We start from the raw sequence: 18618 nt of genomic DNA, 5'->3' as shown, positions 1-18618 counted from the left end.
TTACTCCTGCAGGGGCGCGAAGGCTATTTGCTCAGTGCGGGCAATGCTTCGCTGGATGGAGGCCTCATCAACGCCGAGAAGGGCCGTCAGCCACATGCCGTTTTGGATGACGACAATGTCAGCCGCCCGCTCCCTGCATGTCTCCCATGACAGACCCGTTTGGGCATTGGAAACCAGTGCAGCGAGGCCGTCGAGATACCGGTCGAAGGCCTCGGCGTTGATCTGTGCATAGCCCTCGTCCGCTTGGGCGAGGGCCCAAAGATGCAGGCGCAGGGACAGGTAGCGGGTGGTCAGCAGGTCAGCGGCTGCCACCCGCCGCAGGGCCTTGCGCAGTTGTTCGTCCGGGGCCGACGAGGGGTCAGGTGCGACCAGCCTAAGGTCGTGCTCGTCCACCCGGTGCAGGGCCGCCCGGATCAGGCTCAATTTGTCGTCGTAGTAGTAGTTCACCAGGCCGAGCGCGACGCCAGCTTCGCGGGCCACGGCCCGCATGCTCACACCCGAAATCCCATGGCGGGACAGCAGATCCAGCGCCGCCTCGAGAATGCGCGACTGCCTGTCGATCTGTTCGCCGGAGTTCACGGTATTTGTCCCCATCTGGCCAGACTATTGCCAAAGCCGCCGTTAGTGCATTTTCCAGATCAGGCGGACCACATCGTCAACCACCTAGACCCGGAACTCCAGGAACGCGGCATCTGTTAAGAGGCCGGTGCCACCATAAATACGTCCACAGCGTCCTCCGATTCCACCGCAAAGCCGTGTCGCTCATACAGCCGCCGGGCGGCACTTCCCTGGAGGACGTTCAGGCGGAAGGGACGGTGGTCCTGGGGCGCGTCCATGGCCTGCCGGAGCACGGCGCCGCCGAGGCCCTTTCCCTGATGCTCCGGGGCCAGGTAAAAGTGTTCGATCCACTGCGCGTCGGGCTCCGGGCGGACAGCAATCACGCCCGCATTCTGCCCAGCCACCTCGACGACGAAGGTGTGCTCCGGCTGGAACCCGTTCAGGAAGCGCTCGCGGACGCGGACCGGGTCAAAGCGGCCCAGCCGCTCAAGGTCCGGACGCATCACGACGGCGCGGAGGTCGGCGATCCACGGGCCGTCAGTATCGAGGCCGGGGCGGAGCTTGTAGGAGTGGGGCATTCCACTATTCAACGGGGCGCGTCGGAGCGCCGCAAATTCTGGTAGCGCCAGACGCAGCGAACGCGCCAGGCATTGTGGGGCGGGACACGAAGAATCCCCGCCTCACTGAAGCAAGGCGGGGATTCTCCGTGGTTGGCGGCCCTACTTCTTCGGCAGGCCGGGCGGGTTCAGTTCGGAGGTCTTGATGGCCTCCGAGGACAGGCCCCGCCGGTCCAGAATCTCGGCGTAGCTGCCTTCCTTGATGAGAGTGTTCAGGGCAGCCTGGGCTGCAACGGCCAGGCCGTTTCCCTTCTGTGTGGTGAAGGCGATTTCGGCGGTCAGCGGCCAGCCGCCGTTGAGCGTGCCCACTTCCTTGGTCTTGCCGTCCTTCGCGGCCTTGTAGGCCGCCCCGGCGTTCGGGCCGAACGTCAGGTCCGCACGGCCGGACTGGAGTGCCAGCGTGGAGGCGGAGTCGTCGTCGTAATACTCGAACTCAACCGGCGCGAGCCCCTTGGCCTTGTTCTCTTCGTCCCAGCGCACCAGGATCGCTTCCTGGTTGGTGCCCGAGCCGACGATGATGCGCTTGCCGGCGACGTCCTTGGCTTCCGTGATGTCGCCGATGGTGGAATCGGTCTTGGCGTAGAAGCCCAGGAGGTCGTTGCGGTAGCTCGCAAAGTCGAACTTCTCCTTGCGGGCCTCGGTGACGGTGACGTTGGAGAGCACGGCCTCGTACTTGCCGGATTCAACGCCCAGCGGCTAGTCGGCCCAGGCCACGGGCAGGACCTCCACGGTCAGCCCCAGCGTCTCGCCGACAGCGTAGGCGATGTCCACTTCGCTGCCGATGAGCGTCTTGTTGTCCGTGGCGAACAGGCTCAGCGGGGCTGTGCCGCCGGTGGTGACTACGGTCAGTTTGCCGTCCGCCTTGTTGGCGTCGGGGACCAGTGCGGCGGCTTTCTCATCTACCGTCACCTTGACGCGGTTCTGCTCCGGGGCCAGATTGAACGTCTTGCCTGCTGCGCTCGTCGTAGAGCCCGACGACGGTGCTGTCGGCGCCGTCGCGCCCGGGTCCGAGCAGGCGGCCAGCGCCAGCAGCGTGACTGCTGCGAGTGCTGCACCGGCAGCCTGTCTTGTCTTGATTTTCGCCATGATTTCCCCTTGCAAGTTGCTGATTTTCGGAACGGAACGGTGTTCTTGGCAGCAACTATCCGGGACCGCTGGTGCGGGATCAAAGGCCGCCGAAACGGTGCGATACCGGGAGTAACGGCAGTTCACCGGGCGACCGCCGCGGTCACAAATGAGACTGTGGGCCACCCCACCGCAGGCCGCAGAAATAACCCGGACGCCGCCGTCGTTGTCCACAGTGTGCCGCCGCGACCCGGCCGGCCACCCTACGCAACGCATTGAAAGGCCGGCACCGACGTGACGCTTCCCCTCTCCATCCTTGATCTGGCAACCATTGGCAAAGGCCAGACGGCGGCGGAGAGTTTCGCCGGCAGCGTGGCCATGGCACAGCGGGCGGAGGAGCTGGGCTACCGGCGGGTCTGGTACGCCGAGCACCACAACATGTCCGCCATCGCGTCATCGGCCACAAGCGTGCTGATCGCCCACGTGGCCGCCCACACCAAGACCATCAGGCTCGGCGCGGGCGGCGTCATGCTGCCCAACCACTCGCCGCTGACCATCGCCGAGCAGTTCGGCACCCTGGAAACGCTGCACCCGGGCCGGATCGACCTTGGCCTGGGCCGCGCCCCCGGCAGCGACCAGAACACCATGCGCGCGCTGCGCCGGGACCCCATGTCCGCGGACACTTTCCCCCAAGACGTCCTGGAGCTGCAGGGCTACCTCACCGGTCCCACGCGGATTCAGGGCGTGGAGGCCACCCCCGGCAAGGGCACCAACGTCCCGCTGTACATCCTCGGATCGTCGCTGTTCGGCGCCCGCCTCGCTGCCCAGCTGGGCCTGCCGTACGCCTTCGCCTCGCACTTCGCCCCCAACTCCCTGCAGGATGCCGTGGCGCTCTACCGCAGCGAATTCAAGCCGTCGGCGCAGCTCGAAGCCCCGCACGTGATCGCCGGCGTCAACGTGATCGCCGCCGATTCCGCTGCCGAAGCGCAGGCGGCTTTCCGGGCCACCCTGCGCGCCCGCGTCGGTCTGTTCTTTGGCGGCGGGCGCGAGTTCACCGACGACGAAGCGGACATGATCCTGGACTCCCCGCAGGGCCAGCACGTCTCGCAGATGATGACGTACTCGGCCATCGGCACCCCGGACGTTGTGAACGACTACCTCGAGGAGTTCGCCAAGCTCTCCGACGCCGACGAACTCATCGTGGCGCACCAGAACACCGGCACCGAGGCCAGGATCCGCTCCGTGGAGCTGCTGGCGGGGGTTGCCGGGCTGGCCCGGATCTAGGTCCGGCGCCACCGGCACGTGGGGGCGCGCCCGCGTCACGCCAAGCACCCTTTTAGGAAGCCCGACGGCGGGATCCCCCGGAATCACGCGGCGGGCGCCGCCGTCGTGGTCCAAAAGCGTGCCCTGCGTGACGGCGGAAGCCGGCCAGGACGGAACCAACGCGGCCGCCGGAAAGCACCAATGTGGCGGCGGGCCCTTGACATCCCTCAACTGAACCGGTTTAGTAGAGCCTACTGAACCGGTTCAGTGGCGTGAGTCACGGGACCCACAACCTGAAGGGTCCCACATCATGGCAGTAACCATCAGCGACGTCGCCCATGCGGCCGGGGTCAGCAAAGGTGCTGTCTCGTATGCGCTGAACAACCAGCCCGGCGTCAGCGACGCCACCCGGGGCCGGATCTTGCAGGTCGCCAAAGAGCTTGGCTGGAAGCCGAGCCTCCGCGCCAAGGGCCTGTCCTCCGCGAAGGCCTACGCGCTGGGCCTTGTGGTGGCCCGCGACCCAAAGCTCCTTGGCACGGACCCGTTCTTCCCGGCGTTCATTGCTGGCATCGAGACCACCCTCGCCGAGCACGATTACACGCTGGTCCTGAGCGTTGCCACCGCCCCCGGCGCCGAAGAGCGGGCCTACCGCAAACTGGCCGACGGCGGCCGCGTGGACGGCGTGATCCTGACCGATGTGCGGCACCATGATTCCCGGATCGGTCTGCTGCGCGAGCTCAAGCTGCCGGCCGTGACGCTCAACAGGCCGGATTCGGACTCACCCTTCCCCGCGGTGTCCATGGATGACACGGACGGCATCACGGCCGCCGTCGAACATCTTCTGGCCCTGGGCCACGTCCGGATCGGCCACGTGGGCGGCGCCCAGGAATACATCCACGGCCGCAGCCGCCGCCGGGCCTGGGAAGCGGCCATGGCCGCTGCCGGCCTGGCAGCGGATCTGTTCGCGGAGGCTGACTTCACGGCGCCCGGGGGAGTGGCCGCCACCGCGGAACTGCTCCGCCGGCCGGACCGCCCCACCGCGATTGTCTATGCGAACGACCTCATGGCGACGTCCGGCCAGTCCTTCGCCCAGTCTCAGGGCCTGAACGTCCCGGGTGACCTGTCAGTCACCGGCTACGACAACGCCGAGTTCACCAAGTACCTCAACCCGCCCCTCACCACTATCGCCACTGACCCCATGCGCTGGGGCAGAGTTGCCGCGCAGGCCCTCCTGGACCAGCTCAACGGCACCCACTCCGGTGAGGATACGGACCTGCAGGCACCTTCCCTGCTGGTCCGCGCCTCCACCGGCCCCGCCCCATCCACAACCACCAAGCCAGTCCCCCAGCAATCCCCAAAGCAAGCAAAAAAGCACACCAACCCGTAGCAGATCCCCACCGGGACCAGTATCAAGGAGTCGCAATGAAGCGCTTTACCAAAGCCACGCGAATATTGTCAGTGGCCGCCCTGACCGTAATGGGGGCAGGCCTGGCTGCCTGCGGCGGCAGCGGAGGGGGCGGCGATGGCGGTTCGGCCACGTCCGCCAAGGGGCCCATCAAGATCTGGTACTCCAACAACGAGTTCGAGGTGAAGTGGGGCAAGGCGATGGTGGAATCCTGGAACTCCGCCCACCCGGACGAGAAGATCGATGCGCAGGAGATCCCTGCCGGCAAGAGCTCCGAGGAAGTCATCGGTGCAGCCATCACGGCCGGCAACGCTCCCTGCCTGGTCTTCAACACCGCGCCTGTCGCAGTTCCCCAGTTCCAGAAGCAGGGTGGTTTGGTGGCCCTGGATGAGTTCCCGGACGGGCTCCAGTACATCAAGGACCGCACCGGTGACCTGGCGGACCAGTACAAGTCCGCGGACGGCAAGATGTACCAGCTGCCGTGGAAGTCCAATCCCGTTGTCCTCTTCTACAACAAGGACATGTTTGCCAAGGCCGGGCTGGATCCGGAGAACCCGAAGCTGGGGACGCACCAGGAACTGCTGGACACCGCCCGGACCCTGGTGTCCTCAGGTGCTGCCACCAACGCCATGTGGCCATCACCGGCCAGTGACTTCTTCCAGGCCTGGTTCGATTTCTACTCCTTCTACGCCGCCAACTCCGACGGCACCCCGCTGGTGAAGGACGGCAAGGCCACGTTCGACAGCGAGGAGGGCAAGCAGGTAGCCACCATGTTCGAGACCTTCTATAAGGAGAAACTGGCCTCCAAGGAGGTCTACCAGGGCGATTCATTCGCCGAAGGCAAGGCGGCAATGTCCATGGCCGGTCCGTGGGCCATTTCCGCCTACAAGGACAAGGTGAACTGGGGTGCGGTCCCGGTCCCGGCCGCAGCGGCCAAGGCTGATGCCTCAACGTTCTCCGATGCCAAGAACGTGGCCATGTACTCCGCGTGCGAGAACCAGGGCACGGCGTGGGAGGTCATGAAGTTCGCCACCAGCGAGGAGCAGGACGGCAAGCTGCTGACCGACACCGGCCAGATGCCCATGCGCAAGGACCTCCAAACGGTCTATTCGGACTACTTCGCCAAGAACCCGGCCTACACCCAGTTCGCCGAGCAGGCCGCGCGGACTGTGGAGGTCCCCAACGTCACCAACTCGGTTGAGGTCTGGCAGACCTTCCGCACCGCCTACGCCAAGGCCGTGATCTTCGGGAACGAAAGCATCGACACCTCGTTCAAGGACGCGGCCGACAAGATCAACCAACTGGTAGCCCAGAAGTAGCGGTGACCCCCCAATGTCACTCCGCTCTTCTAGTGGGAACCCCGTCACGGGGAAACCGGCTGGTGGACCGGTGGACCGGCGGCTGGTGCCCAGGAAGCGTAAGAACTTCCTGGGCCCCCAGCCGCTGGGCCTGCTGTTCAGCGCCCCGTACGTCATCTACGTGCTGGCCGTCCTGGCGTTCCCCCTCGGCTACGCCGTCTACATTTCCTTCCACGATTTCTTCTTCACGGCACCACGGGTCAAGGTGGACCGGCCGTTTGTAGGGTTCGACAACTACATCGCCGTCCTGTCAGACCCCGCCGTTCAGCGCTCGTTCCTGAACATCGGCGTTTTCCTCATCATCAACGTCCCGCTCACGGTGGGCCTGTCGCTGCTGCTGGCCAACGCCTTGAACCGCATCACCCGGTTCAAGACGTTCTTCCGCCTCAGCTACTACGTGCCGTATGTGACCGCGAGCGTCGCCGTCGTCGGGGTCTGGCTGTTCCTCTTCCAACAAAACGGGCTGCTGAACACGCTGTTGGGGCCCCTGGCCCCAACCCCGTCCTGGCTGGTGAATTCGTGGCTGGCCATGCCTACCGTGGCCCTGTACGTGACGTGGAAACAGCTGGGATTCTTCATCCTGCTCTACCTCGCGGCGCTGCAGAACATCCCCGATGAGCTGTACGAATCAGCGGCCGTGGACGGCGGCAACAAGTGGGTCCAGTTCTGGAACATCACCGTGCCAGGCGTCCGGCCCGCCAGCGTCCTGGTCACGCTGCTGGCCACCATTACCGGCGCAAACCTCTTCACCGAGCCGTACCTGCTGACCGGCGGCGGCGGTCCGGACGGGGCCTCGGCCTCCCCGGTGTTCATCATGTACCAGCGGGGCCTCCTGCAGGGGAACCCCGACGTCGCGGCCGCACTGGGTGTGGTGCTGGTGATCGGCGTCCTGCTGATCGCCCTGATCCAGAAACGCCTCGTGGGCGGGAAGGAGGACTGACATGTCCGTCACCAACGCACAAAACGCCAAGAACGACGACGACGCCAGCCGGCGTCCGGAACCAGCGGAACCTGTCCTTCGTCCCGACTTGGGCGTCGAAAAACGCCGCAACCTGGGCGTGGGCAGCTTCATCCTGCTATGCGTGGGCGCCTTCGTTTTCCTCTTCCCGTTCTATTACATGCTCATCGGTTCACTGCAGACTGCCCCGGACACGTCGATTTTCGGCGCGTTTCCCAACCCGGCCAACATCACCGGCGCGAACTATGTGCAGATCAACGAGTCCATCAACCTGTTCCGCGGCCTGCTCAACTCCGGCATCTTCACCGGCGGCGTCATCCTCTTCACGGTGATTTTCGGGCTGCTGGTGGGCTATGCCCTGGCGCAGATGAAGTTCCGTGGCCGCGGCGTGGTGTTCGGGATGATGCTGCTGGTGCAGATGATCCCGTTCCAGCTGCTGCTCATCCCGCTCTACGTCATGATCGTGCGCGATTACGGCCTCGCGGACAGCTACCTGGGCATGATCATGCCGTTCGCCATCAACTCCACGGCGGTGTTTGTGTTCCGCCAGTACTTCCTCCAGCTGCCCTCAACCCTGTTTGAGGCCGCCCGGATCGACGGCGCCTCGGAGCTGCGGATCCTGTGGCAGATCGCCATCCCGCTGGTCCGTCCTGCCATCGTCACCGCCGTGCTGCTGACCTTTATCGGCCCGTGGAACGAGTTCCTGTGGCCGTTCCTGGTCACGAAGGAGCAGTCCCTGCAGCCGTTGGCCGTGTCACTGGCCAACTTCATCTCCAACATCGCCGGCCAGGCCGGCAACCCGTTCGGTGCCATCCTTGCCGGTGCCTGCGTGCTGGCGGCCCCCGCCGTCGCACTCTTCATTTTCTTCCAGCGCCAGTTCATTTCCACCAATATCGGTTCCAGCGTAAAGGGCTAATCCATGACTTCCCCCCACACTTCAGCACTCCCCACTGTCCCCTTCACCCTCACCCGCGCCGGCGTCATCATGACCCCCGAGCCCGGCAACTACTTCGAAGCCGAAGGCGTCCTCAACCCCGCCAGCGGCCGCGGCCCGGACGGCGAGCTGTACCTGCTGCCGCGGCTTGTGGCCACGGGCAACGTGTCCCGTGTGGGGCTCGCCAAGGTGGTCATCAACGACGACGGCGTGCCCAGCGGCGTGGAACGCGAGGGCGTGGTCCTGGCCCCGGACGAGGGCTGGGAACGCGGCATGAACAATGCCGGCACCGAGGATCCGCGCACCACCTGGGTGCCCGCCCTTGGCAAGCACCTCATGACCTACGTGGCCTACGGCCCGCTGGGCCCCCGCCTCGCCTTCGCCCACTCCGAGGACCTCCGGAACTGGGACCGCCTTGGCCCGTGCTTCTTCGAGTACCAGGCCGATCTCTCCATGGACCTGAACCTGTTTCCCAACAAGGATGCAGTGTTTTTCCCGGAGCCGGTGAACGACCCCGACGGCGTGCCCTCCTACGCCATGCTGCACCGCCCCATGTGGGACCTGGGCTGGATCCGTCCCGGCGAAGGCGAGCACCTGCCCGCCGGCGTCACGGACAACCGCCCCGGCATCTGGATCTCCTACGTGGCCGTGGCCGACGTCGAACGCGACCTGCGCAACCTGGTGCACATGGGCAAGCACCGGCTGGTGGCCCTCAGCGAGTTCCCCTTTGAGGAACTGAAGATCGGCGGCGGCCCGCCCCCCATCCGCGTGGACGAAGGCTGGCTCCTGATCCACCACGGCGTGGCCGGAAAGATGGCCGCCTCCGCCTTCGAGCAGCAGCAGAACGTTAACTACACCGCCGCGGCCATGATCCTGTCCGCGGACGATCCCTCCACGGTGATCGCCCGCAGCGACAAGCCGCTGTTGGCGCCGGAAACCGAGGACGAGATCTCCGGGATCGTGCCGAACGTGGTGTTCCCCACCGCGATCGAAAAAATCGGCGACCAGCTGTTTGTGTTCTACGGGATGGCCGACTCCAAGATCGGTGTCGCCAAACTGGACCGGATCTGACGGTGCTGCCTTCACCGAAGGCCACACGGCCGGTGGTGACGGCGGTGGCCGTTTCCATGCTGGCTGTTTCGCTGCAGGCAGGTGCCGTCACGGCGGCCCCTGCCGCGCCGCCGTCGTCCGCCAGTGCGCATACTGCAACGGCGGCACCCGTCCTGGAACCCGCATTGGCCGACGGCGGGAGTCTGACCAACCTGGACCACCTCGACTTCCTGGTGGACACGGTGCCGCTGGCTCCGGTGGCCGGGCACGCCACCTACCAGCTCGAGCAGGACCCCGAGGCCGAAGCGCCGTGGACCTACGCCGATAAGAACGACGACGGCAGTTATGACCGCGTGGGCGGCGGGGACCTGGACCCGGCCACCGGCGACTGGACCCAGGGTGCCTACAACGCGGACGATATCGCCCGCACCGCCGTGGTCTACCTGCGGCACTGGAAGCAGACCGGGGACCTGGCGAGCAGGGAGCACGCCTTCCAGAACCTCCGTACGCTTACGTACCTGCAAACGGTGGATGGCCCGAACGCCGGCAACGTCATCCTCTGGCAGCAGGCGGACGGCAGCCTGAACCCCAGCGCCATTCCCGTGGAACTGCCGGATCCGTCCGACTCCGCGGAGTCCTACTGGCTGGCCCGCACGGTGTGGGCCCTGGGCGAAGGCTTCGCAGGGTTTGCGGGGTCCGATCCGGAGTTCGCCGCGTTCCTGCAGGACCGGCTGCACCTGTCCCTGGGTGCCCTGAACCGCCAGTCTCTCGCCAAGTACGGAACGTTCGACACCGCCGACGGCGTCCAGGTCCCGGCCTGGCTCATTGCTGGCGGCGCGGATGCCTCCGCCGAGGCCGTGCTGGGCTTGGCCGCGTACGTGGAGACCGTTCCGTCCGATGCCGTGGCCACCACGGCGCTGTCCCGGCTGAGCGAGGGTGTGGCCGCTATGTCTTCCGGCTCGGCCACGCAATGGCCGTTCGGCGCGATCATGCCGTGGAACAAGTCCCAGAGCCTCTGGCACGCGTGGGGCGGCATGGCTCCGGCCGCTGTTGCCACCGCATCCACTGTCCTGGACCGGCCTGACCTGCTGACGGCAGCCGTGAAGGACACCGCGCAGTTCACGCCGCAGCTGCTCGCAGCGGGCGGTCCGGACAACGCCTGGAGCCCCGCTCCCGGCGAGGCCCAGATCGCGTACGGCGTGGACTCCCGCGTCCAAAGCCTGGTGGCGACGGCGGAAGCCGCTAAAGCGCCTGGACTCCTGGACGTGGCAGCCATCGCCGCGGGCTGGTTCTTCGGCGCCAGCCCCAACGGCGCCCCCGCCTACAACCCGGCAACCGGCACGGCCATCGACGGGATCGAAACGGACGGCCGGATCAACCCCAACTCCGGCGCCGAATCCACCATCCATGCCCTGCTCACCATGCTGGCCCTCGACGCCGACCCGGAACTCCGGGCCAAGGCCTTAGGAATCAGCGTGACCGAGGGGACCAACGGACTCAGCGTGGTGGAAGCCGAGGCCGGCACCATCACAGGCAGCGGAACCGTGGTGCGGCCGCCGTCGTCTTGGACGGGCGAAGCCAACATCTCCGGCGGCGCCTACGTGGACCTCAGCGCGGGTGGCAGCCTTTCCATCCCGCTGCCGGCAGCGGACCAGCCCAGCAACATCTTCCCCATCGTGAATCAGGTGATTGCGCCCTCGGGCACGACCACTTGGACCTCGGCCAAGGGCCTGCTCGGCACCACGGCCAACGGCAGGGCAGGGGCGCAGGGCATCACCGATGCCCCCGGCATCCTCATCCCGTTCACCTTGCGGCGCGCCCTCGCTGCCGGCCTGACCTCGGTCACCGCCAGCACCGACGGCCAGGCGGCACTGGACGCACTCCTGGTCCAGCCGCTGATCTCCACGGTGTCCGTCTCCGGTTCGGGCGGCGACTCCACGCTGTACGTCAGCGCGGCCAAATCCGCTACCGTGCGGCAGGTGGGCGTGCCGGAAGGGTTTGTGCTGGTCCAGCGCCAGTACGACTCCGCCGGCCAGCCGGTCAAGGGCTCCAACGGCAGCGCCGGCGCCACGTCCGGACGCGTCACGGTGGCCCCTGGCGGCTTCACCCTGGCGACGCTGACCGTCGTCGGGCGTTAAGGCCTGCCCTGCGTGACACGACGCGACGGGAGGCTGCGTGACACGACGTGACGCGAGGCCGGCGGCGGAGGGTGGGTCCCGCCGTCGGACTTTACACGGTGGCAATAGCCGGGACATTCAGGCGAAACCACCCGGCGGAAACATGGGATACGGCCCCTCCGGCCTTTCCGGGCCAGGCTCTGCTGAAGGAGTGCACGCATGGCTACGCCGTTGAACCAGAGCGTGGCGGATTCCGCCCTGCTGACCAGATCGCTGCCGCTGGGCCTGCTCCGGACGTTCATCCAGTCGGACCTGGCGGACGAAGGTTTCACCCCCACCCTCCTGGCCGAACTGAAGGTCCTCGCCCGTGTCCCCGGGCTGCTGGTGGCCTGCAACTACGGCGGAACACTGTGCGACGCGGAGGGAATCTCCACCGAGACCCTTCCCCTGGGGAGCGCCGCGATCGCGCTCCGCGCCCTGGCCGCCCTACCCAACACCCATGCCGCCGTCATCTCGGGGCGCTCGCTGCGTGACCTCGCCGCTGTGTCACGGCTGCCCGCGGAGGTGCACCTCATCGGCTCGCATGGCGCGGAGTCGGACATGGCCTTCGCCCACGTCCAGGACCTCGCCACCGAAGCCACGCTCCACAAGGTAGGCACCGCGCTGACTGAGGCCGTGGGTTTCCAGGAGGGAATCTGGATCGAGCGGAAGCCGGTGGCCGTGTCGGTGCACACCCGGCCGGCCTCCCCGACGGTGGTGCAGGTCGTGACGGAAACGGCGCGGGAGATCGCCAGGGCCCATGGGCTGTTCTTCATCGTGGACGGTTCGGTCCTGGACCTCTCGGTGATGGAACCGGCCAAGGCGGACGCCCTGGAAAACCTCCGGTCCCGGCTGGGCGCGAGTGCTGCGCTGTACGCAGGGGACGCCCACAGCGACGAAATGGCCATCGCCACGCTCCGCGGCCCGGACCTGGGGTTACGAGTGGGGCCGGGGGAGACCCGCGCGTCCCACCGGCTGCGGGACCCGGAATCCTTCGCCCGCGTCCTGGCCCTCCTGTTCGAGCTGCGGCGGGCTTGGCTTTTCGGCGAGGACGCAGTGGGGCTCGAGCGCCACACGATGATCGGCAACGGATCATCCACCGCTTTGGTCACTCCGGATGCCAAGGTCTGCTGGATGAGCCACCCGCTCCCGGATTCAGGGTCGCTGTTCGCCCACATCCTGGGCGGGGACGCCGCCGGGCACTTCTCCGTAGAGCCGCTCAAGGCCTCGCAGGTTCTGGGCCAGCGCTACGTGGACAGCACCATGATCGTGGAGACGCGCTGGGCGGACGTAACCGTCACGGACTACCTGGAGCCGGCACCGGAAGGGATCACCAGCCTGGTCCGGGTGCTCTCCGGAACCGGCGGCGCCAAGATCGTCTTCGCGCCCCGGCCGGATTACGCCAACGCGCCGTTCAGCATGGAGGCCCGCGGCGATGAACTCCATGTGGTGGGAACCTCCGATCCCATTTTCCTTTTTGCCCCGGGCGTCAGTTTCACCATCACCTCGGACGGCCTCCATGCCACCGCCACCGCTTCGGTCAACCTCCAGGACGGGCCGGTGGTCCTCAACCTGCGCTGCGGCGACACCGAGCCTGCGTTGGCGGACCCCCGCGGGGAGACGGACCGGCGGGCGGGCGTGGCGCTCCACTCCCGCCGCTGGGTGCAGGAACTGGAACTGCCCTCGGTGAAGCCATCGCTGGTCCGCCGCTCAGCGCTGGTCCTCCGCGCCCTCGTGCACGAGCCCACGGGTGCCGTGCTGGCCGCGCCCACCACGTCGCTGCCAGAAGGAATCGGCGGCACACGGAACTGGGATTACCGCTACTGCTGGCTGCGGGACGGCTCCATGACGGTGAACGCGCTGGTGGACCTGGGCTCCACGGCGGAGGCGGCCGGGTTCCTCAGTTGGCTGGGCCGGATCCTCGAACATGCACCGGGCCCGGAATGGCTGCATCCGCTGTACTCGGTGACGGGGGCGCCGCTGTCCACGGAGGCCGTCATCGACAGCCTGCCCGGGTATGCGGGGTCCCGGCCGGTCCGGATCGGCAACGCCGCAGACCACCAGGTCCAGCTCGATGTCTTCGGGCCGGTGGCTGAACTGATCCACGGCGTCAGCTCACGGAATGGTGGCCTCGAGGACGGCCACTGGGACCTGTTGGTGCAGATGGCGGCCGCCGTCCTGGCCCGGTGGCACGAGCCTGACCACGGCATTTGGGAAGCCCGGCGGCCGCCGCGGCACCACGTCTACACCAAGGTGATGTGCTGGGTGACGCTGGACCGCGCACTGCGGACCGCCGACCGGCACGGCAGGACGCCGGATCCGTCGTGGGAACCCACGGCGCAAACCATCCGGGAGGAAGTCCTGCGCGAAGGCTGGGATGACTCGGCCGCGTCCTACACCGTGGCCTACGACAGCCCCGACCTGGATGCAGCCGTCCTCCACATCGGGCTCTCCGGCCTGCTGGATATCACTGACCAGCGGTTCCTGGACACCGTCACCGCCGTGGAAAGGGAACTGCGGGTGGGCCCCACCGTGTTCCGGTACAGGTACGACGACGGCCTGCCGGGTTTGGAGGGCGGCTTCCACATCTGTACTACCTGGCTGATTGAGGCGTACGTTGCGGTGGGCAGGATCGAGGAGGCCTGGGACCTGTTCGACCAGCTGGTGAACCTCTTCGGCCCCACCGGCCTGCTGCCCGAAGAATACGATCCCAGTACGGAGACGCACCTGGGGAACCACCCGCAGGCGTACTCGCACCTGGGGTTCATCCGCTGCGCCCGGATCCTGGACCGGCACAAGCCAGAGGCCAAAAGGACATAACCCGGCGCGAACGTACACTTGAGGCCCTGTCGGGAGGGCCCCAACTGCTCGTGCGCGCTGGTTTTTTCCGCCGGTTTATCACGCACAGCGCCTTTTTGGGAAGCACGACGGCGGCCTGCCGCGGAACTGCGCGGTGGGCGCCGCCGTCGGGCGCTAAAAGCGTGCCTGGCGTGACGAGGGAACCTAGCGGGAGCACAAACCGCTGGTCAGTTCAGCAGCCAATCAGTTCAGCAGCAGCGCGACGCCGATCATGGCAGGTACCGCCACCACCGTGGTGATCAGGACGGTGTCCTTGGCCACGGTGAGGCCGGTCTGGTAGCGGCTGGCGGCAACAAAAACGTTCTGCGCGGTGGGGAGGGACGCCACCACGACGGCCGCGAACAGGGCCGGGCCGTCGAGCCCTACGGCAAAGCGGGCAAAAACGTAGGCGATGGCCGGCTGGACCACCAGTTTGAAGGCACTGGCCAGGAGAGTGTCCACGCGTCTGCCGGCGGCGGCCTGCAATGGCCGGCTGCCGTTCAGGCTCATGCCGAAGGCGATCAGCATGGCCGGAATCGCAGCGCCGCCAATGAGGTGGATCGGTTCCAGGAGCAGCGGCGGAACCTTCCAACCGGTCCCCGCCACCAGCAGGCCAAGGCCCGAGCCAACAATCATCGGGTTCCGCAGGATCATCAGAATGAATCCCCAGGGCGTGGTGCGGTGTGAGCTGGTGCTGGCGTCCAGGATCATCAGGAAAATCGGTGTGAAGAACGCCAGTTGGAAGATCAGCAGCGGTGCCACGTAGCTGGCGTCGCCCAGAACATATACCGCGATGGGAATACCGAGGTTCGCGGAGTTGGCCAGGGAAGCGGCCATCGAGGACATCAGTGCTTCCGGCAACGCGCGCTTAAGGACGAACTTGACGATGCTGAAGAAGATAAGGGCGGTGCAGACGGCGGACACAGCCGTGACCAGCAGCGGTTCCGCGAAGACTTCCCGCAGCTGCGCTTTGCTGAGCGTCTCGAAGAGGAGTGCAGGGCTGGCCACAAAGAAGGTCAGGCCACTGAGGACCTGGCGGGCGTTGTCGCCCAGGATCCGTTGGCGGCCGACGAACCAGCCCACCATGATGATGAACCAGACAACAAAGAAGCCCTGCAGCACGCCTACCAAGAAAAGCCTCCGAGGCTGCGGCGGCGGTGTCTGCCCGGACTCACGCTCCGGCTACAGGGCGGCGTTGTTCAGGGCGAACGGCGGACGCATCAGGCCGGGCGTGTGGCACTCGGCGGGGTCGTTTCCGATCTGGACAATCTTGTTGTCCTCATCCACATGGATGACCTTCGGGGTGTAGGCATGGGCCTCTTCCGTGGTCATCTGGGCATAGGTGATGAGGATGACGATGTCGTTCTCGTGCATCAGGTGGGCTGCTGCCCCGTTGATGCCAATGACACCGGAGCCGCGCTCGCCGGCGATGGTGTAGGTCTCCAGGCGCGCACCGTTGGTCACGTCCACGATGGCCACGAGCTCGCCGGGAAGGATATCGGCAGCATCCAGCAGGTCCAGGTCAACGGTGACCGATCCTACGTAGTGCAGGTCGGCATGCGTGACGGTGGCCCGGTGGATTTTGGACTTGAACATTGTGCGATTCATAACCCGCCCAGTCTAGCGTCGGCACCCGGATCGCGCTGTGACGCACTGAACATGCCGGCGGAAGCTGTTTCCCCGCCTACCCGCACGTGACCGGGCGATCCGGCACCTAACTCGATGCGCCGCCGTCGTCCGTCCTTGCTACTGAGGTGGCGGTGGCGGCCAGCGTCTCGCGGGCGGCGAGGATGGCCGGCCGCTGCGCGCTGGAGCGGCGCACCGATGTGAACACGGTGCGGTGCGGGTTGCCGGGCAGGTCCAGCAGCTGGGCGGTGGTGCCGCGGCCGGTCCAGACGAGGTCCGGCATCAGCGCCACGGCATTTCCGGACTCGATCAGCCTGATCTGCGCCTGGAGATCGGCTGTTTCGAAGCGCACATCGGGCTCGAACCCGGCACTCCGGCAGGCCTGCTCCGCCCAGTGCCGGGATGCCGCGCCGCGGGGCTCCATCACCCAGGGCAGCGCGGCAGTATCTTCCAGCGACGTGATGGGCGGCCGGCCGGGAGCGGCCGGCGGAACGGCCAGCCGGATCACGTCAGTGGTCAGCTTGATGTGGTCCAGCTCCGGGTACCGCGGGGCGGCGTGGCCCGGATACTGTTCGGCGATGACCAGGTCAAAATCGCGCGCCCACGTCTCATGAAGTGCCGTTTCGGGTTCGCGCTGGATCATTTCGATCCGGACCTCCGGGTACTCCGCCGTCATCCGCGTGAGCGTGTCCGGCATCAGCGCCAAGGCCGCGGACTGGAACACCGCAATCCGGACGGTTCCCGTGACAGTCGTCAGCGACGCCGCGAGGTCTGCTTCAGCCTGCTCCATGGTTTCGAGCAGCTGGGCGGTGTGGGCCACCAGGACTTCGGCCTGGGGCGTCAGCTGCACGCGCCGCCCCGTCTTCCGGAGCAGCTCCACGCCCACTTCCTTTTCCAGCAGGGCAAGCTGCTGGGAGACCGACGACGGGCTGTACTGCAGTGCCTCCGCCACCTCCGCCAGGGTGCCCCGGATCTTCAGTTCGCGGAGAAGCCGCAGGCGCCGGACATCGAGCATGGCCACATTCCTTGATGAATCTAATGAATATAGGTTAGAAGTAGTCACTTTATCTAACGCAACTGCGCTTGCATACTGGTGTACCTGAGTTACCCCCGTCACAGCCCCTCGCCGGGGCGCCGTGTTGGGGCCGCACCCCACGCAGGAGTTCCTGATGAGCACAAGAGATATGTCCCAGTCGATTATGCGGCGCAAGCCCATCGACGATATCGAAGAAGAAAACAAGCACAGCGGGCTGTTCAAGTCCCTCGGGCTCTGGCAGCTCACCGCCATTGGTGTCGGCGGCATCATCGGCGTTGGAATTTTCTCCCTCGCCGGGTTGGTCGCGGCCGGAAGCGAAGATACTCCCGGAGTGGGGCCCGCTGTGCTGATCTCGTTCCTTGTTGCTGGTCTCGCATCCGCCGCGGCTGCCCTGTCCTACGCCGAGTTTGCAGGCATGATTCCGCGCGCAGGGTCCGCCTACACCTACGGCTACGTTGCTCTGGGTGAGGTGATTGGATGGTTCATCGGCTGGGACCTGCTGCTCGAATACATTGCCATTGTGGCCGTGGTGGCCATTGGCATTTCGGGGTACTTCGACGCCTTCCTGTCGGGAATCGGCGTTAACATGCCTGTCTGGATGACGTCCACGCCGGATGAGGGTAAGGGCGGCATAGTCAACATTCCCGCCATCGTCGTCTGCCTCCTGGTGACCTGGATCCTGTCCCGCGGCACCAAGGCATTCGGCCGTTTTGAACTCGTAGCCGTGGCCATCAAGGTCATCCTGATCCTGTTCATTATCGGCCTCGGCGTTTTCTATATCGACACCAACAACTACAACCCGTTTATGCCCAGCGGCTTTGGGCCCGTCCTGGCCGGTGCCGCGACCGTCTTCTTCGCGGTGTTCGGGTACGACGCCATGAGTACCGCGGCGGAAGAAGCCACGGACGGCAAGAAGCACATGCCGAAGGCCATCATCCTTTCGCTGATCATCGCCATGCTGCTCTACGTCGCTGCCACCCTAGTCCTGACCGGCATGCAGAACTACAAGGACATCGACCCCACGGCCGGCTTCGCTTCCGCCTTCACCGGCGTGGGTCTGCCCGTCATCGCCACCATCATTTCGGTCTTCGCCGTCCTGTCCATCCTCACGGTGATGCTGACCTTCCTCCTGGGCGTCACGCGTGTCTGGTTCTCCATGAGCCGCGATGGCCTGCTGCCAGGCTGGTTCGCCAAGACGGACCGGCACGGAACCCCGCAGCGCGTTACCTGGATTGCCGGCGTCGCCTCCGCCCTGCTGGCCGGCGTGTTCCCCATCAAGGCCGTCGCGGACCTCACGAACATTGGCATCCTGGCCGCGTTCGTCGTCGTCTGCTTCGCCGTGATCGTGTTCCGCTACAAGAAGCCGGACGCCCCGCGCACGTTCCGCCTGCCGCTGATGCCCGTTATTCCGGCCTTCGGTGTGCTGGCGTCCGCCTTCCTCATGTTCCAGCTGCACTGGGAGACCTGGGCGCGGTTCGGTGTCTGGCTGGTTATCGGCCTGGCCATTTACTTCTTCTACGGCCGCAAGCACTCCCTGATGAACCCGGACAGCCCACGCCACGAGGAGATTGTGGAGATGCACCGCCCCATCGGCTGACCCCCGGGTTCCCGGGCGTCCACCCGCCCACCCGTTCCGGCCCACCCACCCCCGGACGCTCACTCACTCCCTGCACGTTTTCACCAAACGCTCGCTCACTTTCGGGGCGCGAACGACGAACCCTCTCTCACATCCTGTGGGGAGGGTTCGTCCGTTT

The 18618-nt window shown here is 66.2% G+C and carries 14 protein-coding genes and 1 pseudogene; 9 read left to right on the top strand and 6 right to left on the bottom strand.

The genetic code is table 11. The annotated features are described in order from the left end of the window. The 3 genes and pseudogenes from NG697_RS12040 to NG697_RS12030 all read right to left on the bottom strand — a co-directional run bounded on the left by NG697_RS12040 (position 1) and on the right by NG697_RS12030 (position 2261). Positions 1-594: a TetR/AcrR family transcriptional regulator gene (locus tag NG697_RS12040; protein WP_252614300.1), complete on the bottom strand. Its 594-nt coding sequence runs from the start codon at positions 592-594 to the stop codon at positions 1-3. 101 nt (positions 595-695) lie between these two features. After that, entirely contained in the window at positions 696-1136 is a 441-nt protein-coding gene (locus NG697_RS12035; RefSeq protein ID WP_252614299.1) for a GNAT family N-acetyltransferase, read from the bottom strand. Positions 1137-1277: 141 nt separating this feature from the next. Beyond that, a pseudogene (locus NG697_RS12030) lies at positions 1278-2261 on the bottom strand (ABC transporter substrate-binding protein). Positions 2262-2534: 273 nt separating this feature from the next. Between NG697_RS12030 and NG697_RS12025 the strand changes: the two are divergent. From NG697_RS12025 to NG697_RS11990, 8 genes are all read left to right on the top strand, one after another. Continuing rightward, a complete protein-coding gene (locus tag NG697_RS12025; protein ID WP_252614298.1) occupies positions 2535-3524 on the top strand; it encodes an LLM class flavin-dependent oxidoreductase in 990 nt (329 codons plus the stop codon). A 289-nt stretch (positions 3525-3813) separates the two neighbouring features. Continuing rightward, the gene (locus NG697_RS12020) at positions 3814-4890 is read left to right on the top strand and encodes a LacI family DNA-binding transcriptional regulator (protein WP_252614297.1); all 1077 of its coding nucleotides are present in this window, start codon (positions 3814-3816) and stop codon (positions 4888-4890) included. A 35-nt stretch (positions 4891-4925) separates the two neighbouring features. Next, on the top strand, positions 4926-6227 hold the full coding sequence (locus NG697_RS12015) for an extracellular solute-binding protein (protein WP_252614296.1): 1302 nt from the start codon (positions 4926-4928) through the stop codon (positions 6225-6227). Between the two features lie 13 nt (positions 6228-6240). Next, positions 6241-7206: a carbohydrate ABC transporter permease gene (locus tag NG697_RS12010; protein ID WP_252614295.1), complete on the top strand. Its 966-nt coding sequence runs from the start codon at positions 6241-6243 to the stop codon at positions 7204-7206. A 1-nt stretch (position 7207) separates the two neighbouring features. Continuing rightward, positions 7208-8140: a carbohydrate ABC transporter permease gene (locus tag NG697_RS12005; RefSeq protein ID WP_374209920.1), complete on the top strand. Its 933-nt coding sequence runs from the start codon at positions 7208-7210 to the stop codon at positions 8138-8140. 3 nt (positions 8141-8143) lie between these two features. After that, positions 8144-9229 carry a glycoside hydrolase family 130 protein gene (locus NG697_RS12000; protein WP_252599179.1) on the top strand — a complete coding sequence of 362 codons (1086 nt, stop codon included), beginning with the start codon at positions 8144-8146 and terminating at the stop codon, positions 9227-9229. 2 nt (positions 9230-9231) lie between these two features. Further along, positions 9232-11346 carry a hypothetical protein gene (locus NG697_RS11995; protein WP_252614294.1) on the top strand — a complete coding sequence of 705 codons (2115 nt, stop codon included), beginning with the start codon at positions 9232-9234 and terminating at the stop codon, positions 11344-11346. Between the two features lie 198 nt (positions 11347-11544). Further along, entirely contained in the window at positions 11545-14184 is a 2640-nt protein-coding gene (locus NG697_RS11990; RefSeq protein WP_252614293.1) for a trehalase-like domain-containing protein, read from the top strand. 222 nt (positions 14185-14406) lie between these two features. Here the strand turns inward: NG697_RS11990 and NG697_RS11985 are convergent, their stop codons facing one another. The 3 genes from NG697_RS11985 to NG697_RS11975 all read right to left on the bottom strand — a co-directional run bounded on the left by NG697_RS11985 (position 14407) and on the right by NG697_RS11975 (position 16843). Continuing rightward, on the bottom strand, positions 14407-15333 hold the full coding sequence (locus tag NG697_RS11985) for an AEC family transporter (protein ID WP_252599173.1): 927 nt from the start codon (positions 15331-15333) through the stop codon (positions 14407-14409). A gap of 51 nt (positions 15334-15384) precedes the next feature. Then, positions 15385-15810: an aspartate 1-decarboxylase gene (gene panD, locus NG697_RS11980; protein ID WP_248763631.1), complete on the bottom strand. Its 426-nt coding sequence runs from the start codon at positions 15808-15810 to the stop codon at positions 15385-15387. 106 nt (positions 15811-15916) lie between these two features. Continuing rightward, positions 15917-16843: a LysR substrate-binding domain-containing protein gene (locus tag NG697_RS11975; protein ID WP_252614292.1), complete on the bottom strand. Its 927-nt coding sequence runs from the start codon at positions 16841-16843 to the stop codon at positions 15917-15919. Positions 16844-16997: 154 nt separating this feature from the next. On the opposite strand from NG697_RS11975, the gene NG697_RS11970 reads away from it, so the two are divergent. After that, positions 16998-18461 (top strand): amino acid permease, encoded by a 1464-nt coding sequence (locus tag NG697_RS11970; RefSeq protein ID WP_058930841.1) that lies wholly within the window; start codon positions 16998-17000, stop codon positions 18459-18461. The last annotated feature ends 157 nt before the right edge of the window (positions 18462-18618 follow it).

This window comes from Pseudarthrobacter raffinosi (assembly GCF_023913835.1).
Taxonomy (GTDB): domain Bacteria; phylum Actinomycetota; class Actinomycetes; order Actinomycetales; family Micrococcaceae; genus Arthrobacter; species Arthrobacter raffinosi.
This window is presented reverse-complemented; position numbering and strand designations above follow the sequence as displayed.